Origin of the sequence: Auritidibacter ignavus (assembly GCF_003703835.1) — a bacterium.
In the GTDB taxonomy this organism is placed as follows: Bacteria; Actinomycetota; Actinomycetes; order Actinomycetales; family Micrococcaceae; genus Auritidibacter; species Auritidibacter ignavus.
The window spans coordinates 1-8,027 of sequence record NZ_RDQR01000034.1 but is presented as its reverse complement, the minus strand read 5'-3'; the positions used below and the strand labels follow the sequence as shown (position 1 = coordinate 8,027).

The following is an 8,027-nucleotide window of genomic DNA, read 5'->3' as shown; positions in this document are numbered from 1 at the left end:
AGGCACGTCGAGGTCTTTCAGATGGCTTGTGTAGGAACTTCCATCATCGGAAGGCCTCGACCTCTATCCAGCTATCGACGCGCCACTTCCCCGAGACCCCCGTCTACACCCTCGATTGTGAAGAGCCCGTAAAGGATTCTTGAGTGGCTGGGATAGTATAACTGGCCTCGATGGCAATCCATTGTCTCCAGATCTGCGAATGTACATTCCGTGGGTCAATAGTAGCCACAGCGCAGAGAATCTAATAGATAAGCTGGACCAAGCGGTCAGCCGGTGGATGATAAAGTTCGCCAATTTCGCGACACAACGTCCAGATAAAACTGTACTTTATTGCTCAACTGGCGATGCTTGTAAAATATTTGAAGCACTCCAGCAAGCAGCACCATCAACCCAGTCCATCGAACTTAACGGTCCTGGATTCGCACTTATTGGCCCGTACGGAATCCCATACGGTCTGAATCGAGCTGGGGTGACATCAAGTTTTGGAGTGACCGTGGCTAGGCAAGCCGGTGAGTACTTAGTCGAGTCCTATCCCACTTGTGGCGCCACCCGGAACTTTGTGCAATCCTCCAAGAATCCGCGACAGCAATCGGAATCGATAATTGGAATGAGGCCCTCTTTTGAGCACAGAGAAGATCGGCACAAGACGAATTAGCCAACAAGGCGAATCAGCATGGACCTGGGAGCTGTCCGCGGAGCAGTTCAGGTATGGTGAATCAGTACCGCAGTTAGGGCTTGACTCGATTCGCCCAAAGACTCCTAAGGGGACTGTGATCTATGAAGACGTGCCCGCAGACCATGCGCTCATTGATGACCTTCTCAACGAGAGTGAGTATGACGAAGCACATTGGGCTTGTTATGAGAACGCCTTACGTTGTCTCGCCACAATCTCCGCTTCTGGGGAGGCTGCATGGAGCTCTGACCAAATAGGGCGAACGCGGCAGTACGTTGACACGAGCAAAGACGAGCAGGAGAAGCTCACTCGACTTTCACAGCAAGTCCTGGAAACGATTGATACTGTCAGTGAACCGTCAAACGTCGGAAAATCTGGTGAGAAATATCCGATAAAGCCGGGGGTGCCGATCGGACTCGGCCGAGTCATTCTTGATCCAACAGGTCGAGGAATGGTGCTTGCACCGCTCGGCGATGCAGCCCCAAAAGCTGCAACCGCTGGAAGACTGATTGAAGAACTTATTTGGGCTTCTTCACTCATTCAAGCCAAGAGCGAATTCAAAGCAAAGATGGCGATCAAGCTGGCGGTTTCCGTCGCAAATTCCTCGCCGAAATACCCTAACCTTCTGCTTTATTCCACCCTGCTGGCCTTCTCGGCCCATGTCCAAAGACGTCTATCAGCACCAATGGCTCCAGCTGAGACCGTTGATATCTTCTGGCCAGCAATTGTGAAGGTAGCTAAGAACCCAGCTGAAGTAGGATTACCATGGAAAGGGGTAAGATGACATCCTTTGATCCACAAAATCATGCTAAACCCCCTGTTGCACTCAATTTGCAACGTGGGCAGTTGCTTATTGTCGGAACGGGCGCAATCTCAGTTACCTTCTTGCCCAGTTGGGTTAATGTCCTACGAACATGGTATCCACAGATGTCAATCCGGGTTGTGCTCACGCACTCTGCTACTGCGTTGGTCTCCACGCGCGCTATCGCCGCAATTTCCGGTCATTCGGTAGCTGTTCAGGACGGAGGCGCCTCGTCGCCAGCGGTCATGCATCGCGCCTTGTCCGCTTGGGCCGATCTCGTTCTAGTATATCCTGCTACTTCCAACTTCTTAAGCAAGCTGGCGCACTCGATGACAGACAGCATGGCACTGATGACATGTGCCGTGTCGCCGTCACCAGTTGTCTTGGTGCCCTCTGTACCCGAAAAGATCTGGAAGGCACCCTCGATGGTTCGGAACATCTCGCTCCTCAAGGAGTCTGGGTATTGGGTACATGAACCATCAGCAGCGGTTACCGCCGCTACTCGTACCGGCGAGTTTGGTGGCCCGGCCGATATTTCCAGTGTGGTGCGATTAATGAGCAAGACCTTGGAAACTGACCCAAATACTCAGAAGGAATCCTAATGAACAAGCCACTGCACTCACCTTTTCGGGAGATCGTTGCGTATGTCCCGGGGGTCGTAAGATCTAGCCTCTATAAGGGCTACTTCGCCCGCTTTTATGCAGAGTACACTTCTCTCATTGATTCTGATATTCAGTGGTATCGTAAAGCGATCGGCAGGAAGCAGAAGTTACGTGTTCTCGATCTTTTTAGCGGTACAGGTCGTATTGCGGAGGGTCTTGCTGAAGACGGGCATGAGTGCACCGCAGTTGAGGTATCTCCCGATATGACAGCAGGAAAGAACACGAGTGGCGCGCGGGTCAGAAGAATTCTCGGTGACGTTTTCGATTTTCCTGGTTCGGCCGAGTACGATTCTGTTGTAACCGGTCAGATGTCCGTGGCTATGTTTCTGAACGACTCGGAACGGTTTCACTTGTTTCACCACATATGGAGTCATCTGAAGCAAGGCGGTCGTTTAGTTTTTGATATGCCATTGCCTCCTGAGGCTGATTCGGAAGACGTTATAGGGCTACCGCTTTTGAGTGGTGAACGGGGATACGTCTTGTCTGGGGTATTTCGCGATGTGGAAAATGCTGTTCAAACCACTTACTTTCTGGCCGAGGTCGATGCCGCGGATGCACCAACCTCACGAATTCTAGCAAGTCACCAACTGGCGCTACTGAACGAAGCCACTATTCGAGTCGAGCTGGAGAGTGCTGGATTTTATGTCGAGCAATTCGAGATATCCAATCCAGCCCCTCTGCAACCGGGCCTTTCTGCGCCCGTTGCACAGATCAGTGCTGTTAAGCGTTCGGTCGATAGTTTCCCGGCTAGTTGAAAGGCCAACACAATGATTGATCACGTAATTTCTAATGGTCAGCTCACGGCCAGCTTCTATGACGAAGTTACCGCACCTGATAGCTTTCCCGACGAGGCGGCCGAATGGTTGCTTAGCACCATTGGACCAGAGCGAACAAGTATTCTCGACCTTGGGGTAGGCACGGGTCGGGTTCTCTCTAGAATTGCCCGTTCCTTGCAGCGGGACGAGGTATTGACTCGGTATCGACTTCATGGAGTGGATATTTCTCCGGAGATGATCGCTCAAGCTCGGTCCAAACCGGAACTTGCTGGTGTTACGTTCACAATCGACGATGTCAGGTCGGTATGCTTGAGCGAACAGTACTCTGCAGTTATATGCCTTGGGAACACCCTGGGCATGTCTCTGGAGGACAACGCACTCACGGAAATCTTCAAGACGGCAGCCAGGCACCTCGACTCAGCCGGACTTTTCATTGTCGATTTTCAGAACCCTGTGGCGTTGGATTCACTATTTACTGAGGCGTCAGTTGTGTCGAGCTTTGAACAGAATGATTCGAACGAAGCCTCGGGCATTGTCCAGTTCTTCAGTCGTCCCACCGAGAGATTGTTCAGGATTAACCAGCACTGGATAGTTAAAGATGAGGTTACCTCCTTTGTCGAAGAAATATCCCTTTACCCTGCTGAGCAAGTTCGGGAGGTTGCAGAATCGTGCGGATTCAATCTAGTAGACGCTTATGGCGACTATTTGGGATCGCCGTTGATTGAGACTGCCTCATTTATGAATGTCCTGGTGTTTCGATACGAACCTTCAACCATTTAATGAGTGTTGGAATATGTCCCTGAGCACGAGCGAGATTGCGAAATTATCTGGAGTCACGCGTCGAACAATTCGTCATTATCATGACATAGGCCTGTTGCAGGAGCCGAGGCGGAGACCTAACGGGTACAGGGAGTACTCAACTTCGGATTTGGTGGCGCTTTTGCGTATTCGTCGGCTTTCTGCTCTTGGATTTTCCCTATCAAATGTTGCTGATATGATGCGGGGCGAACAGGGTTCGGAAGAACGGCTCATCGATAGCCTTGATTTTGAGCTGGAGTCCCAGATTTCACAGTTGCAAGCGATTCGGGAGGAAATTCGCCTTGCGCGCACGCGCGGCGTCCCTGCGGATGTTAGCCCAGATGCTTTTATGGCAGCTCAAGGTGTGGATGGGCCAAATCGACTTAGACTTGGCGTACTTCTCGGCGCGCTTTTCCCATCGGAACAACTAGAGATTTTCGCGCATTTTGTTGCCTCTCCGCCTAGTGACTATTCTGAGATAAACCAGGAGTTCGCTTTAATTGATGCCAGCACAAGTGAGGAACGTTTGCGGGAGTTCATTAATCGACTTACAGACTCTCTCGCCGAAGCTAGGGCAACGGCAACTTGCCATACCGAGAGTAACGGAAAAGATGCTTTTACGGTGGATTCGTTGTCTTCAAGGCTTCTGGTCGATGTCTTTTTCGAGGGCCTGAACGCTACGCAACGAGGAGTTCTAGAGAAGGTGCTGTCAAGGCTGTCCAGTGAGCAATGAGCCGCTTGGCAGGAAAGCGTGTATGCCTGGGTGGGCGTACTAGCTCTCAGCTCCCCGGGGCTCTCTTCCCTCGGTCATTCGGTAGCGCCTTTCTTGGTCTTCAGTATCCGCGAACAGACACAAATTCCACCCTAGAGGCTCGAGCGCAGTGCCCGTTGTGCTGGCTTCCGGTCTGGTTGAGGGGACGAGCTCGACTGGGGCTGAGAACACAGTCGCGAGTGCGCGATCTGGGCGATCCGCCGTTCGGCTGCCTGTTGCGGGGAGGCCACGGTGTCCGGATCACCGAGGGGCGCGGACTCGTGGATGTCATAGCGCCGGCGGTACAACGCGATGCGCACTGCGAGGCCACGCCACCGCTGGCGCTCACGGGACATCGGTCCAGGTTTCCCGAGCTTGGCCACCCAGGCGGCCCCGCACTCTATCTCCTCATCCAGCGAAGCCGCGGCTGCGGTAGTGATCAGATCTTCCCGCTCCTGCAGGGCGACTCGCATGTCATCATCCAGGGGGCCGGTCGGGCGCGGGATCAGCCCCGCCACCCGCCCGGGTGTGCTCGTCTTGCGACGTGGCAGTTGCGTGGTGACCGCGTCGATCATAGAGGCCAACCACGCCGCGGGGTCCTTCTCCTCGGTCCACGACTGCAAGCGCGGAGCGAGACGAGCAAGGATCCGGGTCGGTGCGTGCCCGGCGGCCTCGTGGCGGATCACCGCAGCCTCGAGCTGTTCGTAGTGCGGGCTCGTGAACACCTCGTCCGCGATCCCTTCCGGGAACGGGGCGACATCGAGGTAGCTGGCCACGCGCTCGACCTGTGCCTCTCGGGCCAGCACGCGGTGCAGCTGCCCGATTCGGGTCAGCGGCTCCGGGGGCTCCAGGTGGGTCTCGACATCGTGCGGGTCCGGTTGGATCACATGGGCGCTGTTGTTCTGCTTGCCGGGGGTCATCGCGACGTAGAACAGCTCCCGGGGCGCGGTCTCCGGATCGACCAGGGCGTGCACGGTATCCACGCTGGCCCCCTGGGCCCGGTGGACGGTGGTGGCCTAGCCGAGTTCGACGTCCTCGGCAACGTACTCCGCCGGCAGGATCAGCTCAGCCCCGGCAGGGTGGTCTCCGGGTCCGAGGCGGCGCACGGCCAGCGCCCAGTTCTCGAGCCGTCGGGTGACGGCCCGGCGGTCGCCGTTCTTCACCCAGGACCGGCCGAGACTCAGTTGTCGGTCGTTGCGCCTGGTCACCACCAGGTCCCCTACCCCGGCAGTGGTGCCGTCATGCAGTCCGGTCCCGTCGCGCTCGACGTGCCCGGCGATGATGAGGTCTTTGCGGGCGCGGGTGTTCAGCTCGGCGACCATCTCGACGTTGCCCGCGATCATCAGCGTCGCCAGCCCTTCGTCGCGGTCATGTTGCCAGGCGTTGTAGGCGGCATCGAGCATCCGCTCGATGCTCCCATCAGTGAGCCGGCCGTGGTTCTCGTAGTCTTCAAGCACGGCGGTCTTGCCGCGGCGCAGGCCGAGGCTGGCCGTTTTCTCCCACTCGTGGACGAACCGGCGCGCATCGGTCAGCGTCGGCGGGGCAGCACGGTGGCGCACCAGCATCCCGAACGCCCCGCCGGTTTCCACGGAACTGAGCTGGGCCGGATCGCCGACGAGCACCAGCTTCGCCCCGGCCTGCCTCGCGTGCTCGGCGATCCGATCCAACGTGAGCCTTCCGGCGAGGCTGGCCTCATCGAGCAGGATCAGCTGTCCGGGCTGGAAGTCCCAGCGGCCTCTCTCGTGTTCGTAGAGGAATTTGGCGGTGTTCTCGGCGCGGACGCCCAGCGATTCGCCGAGAACTTCGGCCGCCGCCGCCGAGGGTGCCAAACCGATCACGGAGTCCTGCCCGTGGCGGGCGGTCCAGGCACGGTGCAGGCCGCGCAGCGCGGTGGTCTTCCCCGCACCGGCCGGGCCGACCAGCAGGTCCAGGCCCCGCCCAGAACGAGCGATGCGGGTGACGGCGGCGGCCTGATCCTCGGCCAGCCTCACGCCCTGGATCTTCCGGGAGACGTGCCGGGCCACCATCCGAGATGGCAGTCGCGGCGCGGATGTGTCCTCGGAGTGCTCCAGGAGGCGGTGTTCGGCGTCGAGAATTTCCTGGCTGGAATAGGCGACCTGATCGCCAGTCTGGAAACGGTTCCCGCTCTGATCGACCTAGTGCCCCGGCACCGCACGGTCATACTCGGGCGTCAGGCGCAGCGACTGCGCTTCAGCAACAGCCACGATCTGATCCAGCACTGCGATGCGTTCGGCCGGGGTGGTGAAGCGGGTGGACATGAGCTGGCGCATGGCTTCGGCGTGCAAGTTCCACCGCGTCCAGGTCGAGCGCCGATCCGCGACCGTCATCACCACGACCGATGCCAGGTCCTCGACCTGTTGCGCGCCGAGGTCTTCGGCACGCAACCGAGGTGCTTCCGGTGCGCGGGCGAACACGTCTTGTGCCCAGGTGGTTGCATCGGTGCCCAGCAGCTGGGTTGCACGCTCCCGCCAGTCCGCGGTGAGCTCAGCCAACGAATGCAACTCCTTCTCGGGCCGGGCCTCCAAGGTGGCTTGCTGGCGCAACCGAGCGATCGTGTCCGGGCTGGGTGCGTGCCCGTGGGCGTCCCGGTAGTCACGGATGAGCCGGTTCTTCGCCTGCTCGATACCCTCCACACCGACGCTGCCGGTGGTGCGGCGGGAGAACTCCGCGATCAACTCAGGCGGGATGCTGGTGATCTCCCAGCCGGTGTTCCGGTCCTTACCTCGGTCGACGGGTGCCCAGGTCAGGCCGAGCAGGTCGGCGGTGTGGTCGATGAGGTAGGCGTTGTAGTTGGCCGACAGCGCGACGGTGGCCTTGTGCAGCCGCCGCGAATCCAGGCTCCGCCACTTCCCGTCCTCGCCTTGGACCTTGTTCGAGACGACCAGGTGCGTGTGCAGCTGCGGGTCGGCGGCTCTCGAGTCGTAGTGGTCGAAGGCGGTGGCGATGATCCCGGTGATCGGCATCCTCGCGATCCCGCCCTTGCCGACCCGGGTCGAGGCCACCCGCCCTTCGAGCAAGGCGACGGTATCGCGCATCGCGGCGTGATGGGCTTGTGCCAGCAGTTCTTGCGTCGGCGCGTCCGCAACACCCCAGAGGCTGCTCAGGGACTTCGGTGGCGAGAAGGTCAGGTCGAAACCTGCAATCGCTGCACGAGGCTTGCGTGCAATCTCTTCGTCGCGGATGTCCTGGATCGCGACCTCACGTTGCGCAGCCGGCATGTCCGGGCTGAGCTTGGCAACCCGGTCAGCAATCCGCTCATGCGGTGGGCGCAGGGTCGGGTAGGCGTGGCCGAGTTTCGCGCCGGTCACCGGGTGCACGCCGTGCTGAACTAGCCCCCGAAAGTTGGACTGGTTTAATTCTAGGCGGTTAAAGGCTCAAGGGTCTGGTTTCGATATTGCATCGGGGTCAGGCCCTTGATGGAGTGCCCTAGGTTTTTAGGTCCAGGTGACTTGAGTGTTGTCCATTGATGCCCCGCCTGTGGGTGGGGAGAATGGATGAATGGTGAAGAAGTTCAGCAAGCATACTCCCGAGCAGATTGTTCGTA

General features: G+C 58.3%; 7 protein-coding genes and 1 pseudogene. 5 read left to right on the top strand and 3 right to left on the bottom strand.

The features are described 5' to 3' along the window. Nucleotides 1–620 precede the first annotated feature (620 nt). Genes DYI20_RS11845 through DYI20_RS11825 form a run of 5 tightly spaced genes read left to right on the top strand, consistent with a single transcriptional unit; the run spans nucleotide 621 to nucleotide 4,444 of the window. Nucleotides 621–1,457, top strand: a complete 837-nt coding sequence (locus tag DYI20_RS11845) for a hypothetical protein (RefSeq protein ID WP_147472565.1) — start codon at nucleotides 621–623, stop codon at nucleotides 1,455–1,457. Next, the gene (locus DYI20_RS11840; RefSeq protein ID WP_110123192.1) at nucleotides 1,439–2,077 is read left to right on the top strand and encodes a flavoprotein; all 639 of its coding nucleotides are present in this window, start codon (nucleotides 1,439–1,441) and stop codon (nucleotides 2,075–2,077) included. The genes DYI20_RS11845 and DYI20_RS11840 overlap by 19 nt, the downstream gene beginning before the upstream one ends. Continuing rightward, nucleotides 2,077–2,892, top strand: coding sequence for a class I SAM-dependent methyltransferase (locus DYI20_RS11835; RefSeq protein ID WP_110101396.1), 816 nt, complete (start codon nucleotides 2,077–2,079; stop codon nucleotides 2,890–2,892). The genes DYI20_RS11840 and DYI20_RS11835 overlap by 1 nt, the downstream gene beginning before the upstream one ends. A 12-nt stretch (nucleotides 2,893–2,904) precedes the next feature. Then, nucleotides 2,905–3,693 carry a class I SAM-dependent DNA methyltransferase gene (locus DYI20_RS11830; protein WP_122549563.1) on the top strand — a complete coding sequence of 263 codons (789 nt, stop codon included), beginning with the start codon at nucleotides 2,905–2,907 and terminating at the stop codon, nucleotides 3,691–3,693. Continuing rightward, nucleotides 3,656–4,444, top strand: a complete 789-nt coding sequence (locus tag DYI20_RS11825) for a helix-turn-helix domain-containing protein (RefSeq protein ID WP_110101394.1) — start codon at nucleotides 3,656–3,658, stop codon at nucleotides 4,442–4,444. The genes DYI20_RS11830 and DYI20_RS11825 overlap by 38 nt, the downstream gene beginning before the upstream one ends. Nucleotides 4,445–4,575: 131 nt before the next feature. On the opposite strand, the gene DYI20_RS12720 is transcribed toward DYI20_RS11825, so the two are convergent. The 3 genes and pseudogenes from DYI20_RS12720 to mobF all read right to left on the bottom strand — a co-directional run. After that, nucleotides 4,576–5,445 (bottom strand): hypothetical protein, encoded by an 870-nt coding sequence (locus DYI20_RS12720; RefSeq protein WP_243857624.1) that lies wholly within the window; start codon nucleotides 5,443–5,445, stop codon nucleotides 4,576–4,578. A 33-nt stretch (nucleotides 5,446–5,478) separates the two neighbouring features. Then, nucleotides 5,479–6,453, bottom strand: a complete 975-nt coding sequence (locus DYI20_RS12715) for an AAA family ATPase (protein WP_244924693.1) — start codon at nucleotides 6,451–6,453, stop codon at nucleotides 5,479–5,481. A gap of 165 nt (nucleotides 6,454–6,618) precedes the next feature. Then, nucleotides 6,619–7,827: pseudogene (gene mobF, locus DYI20_RS12710) on the bottom strand (MobF family relaxase); the annotation flags it as partial. Nucleotides 7,828–8,027: the final 200 nt, after the last annotated feature.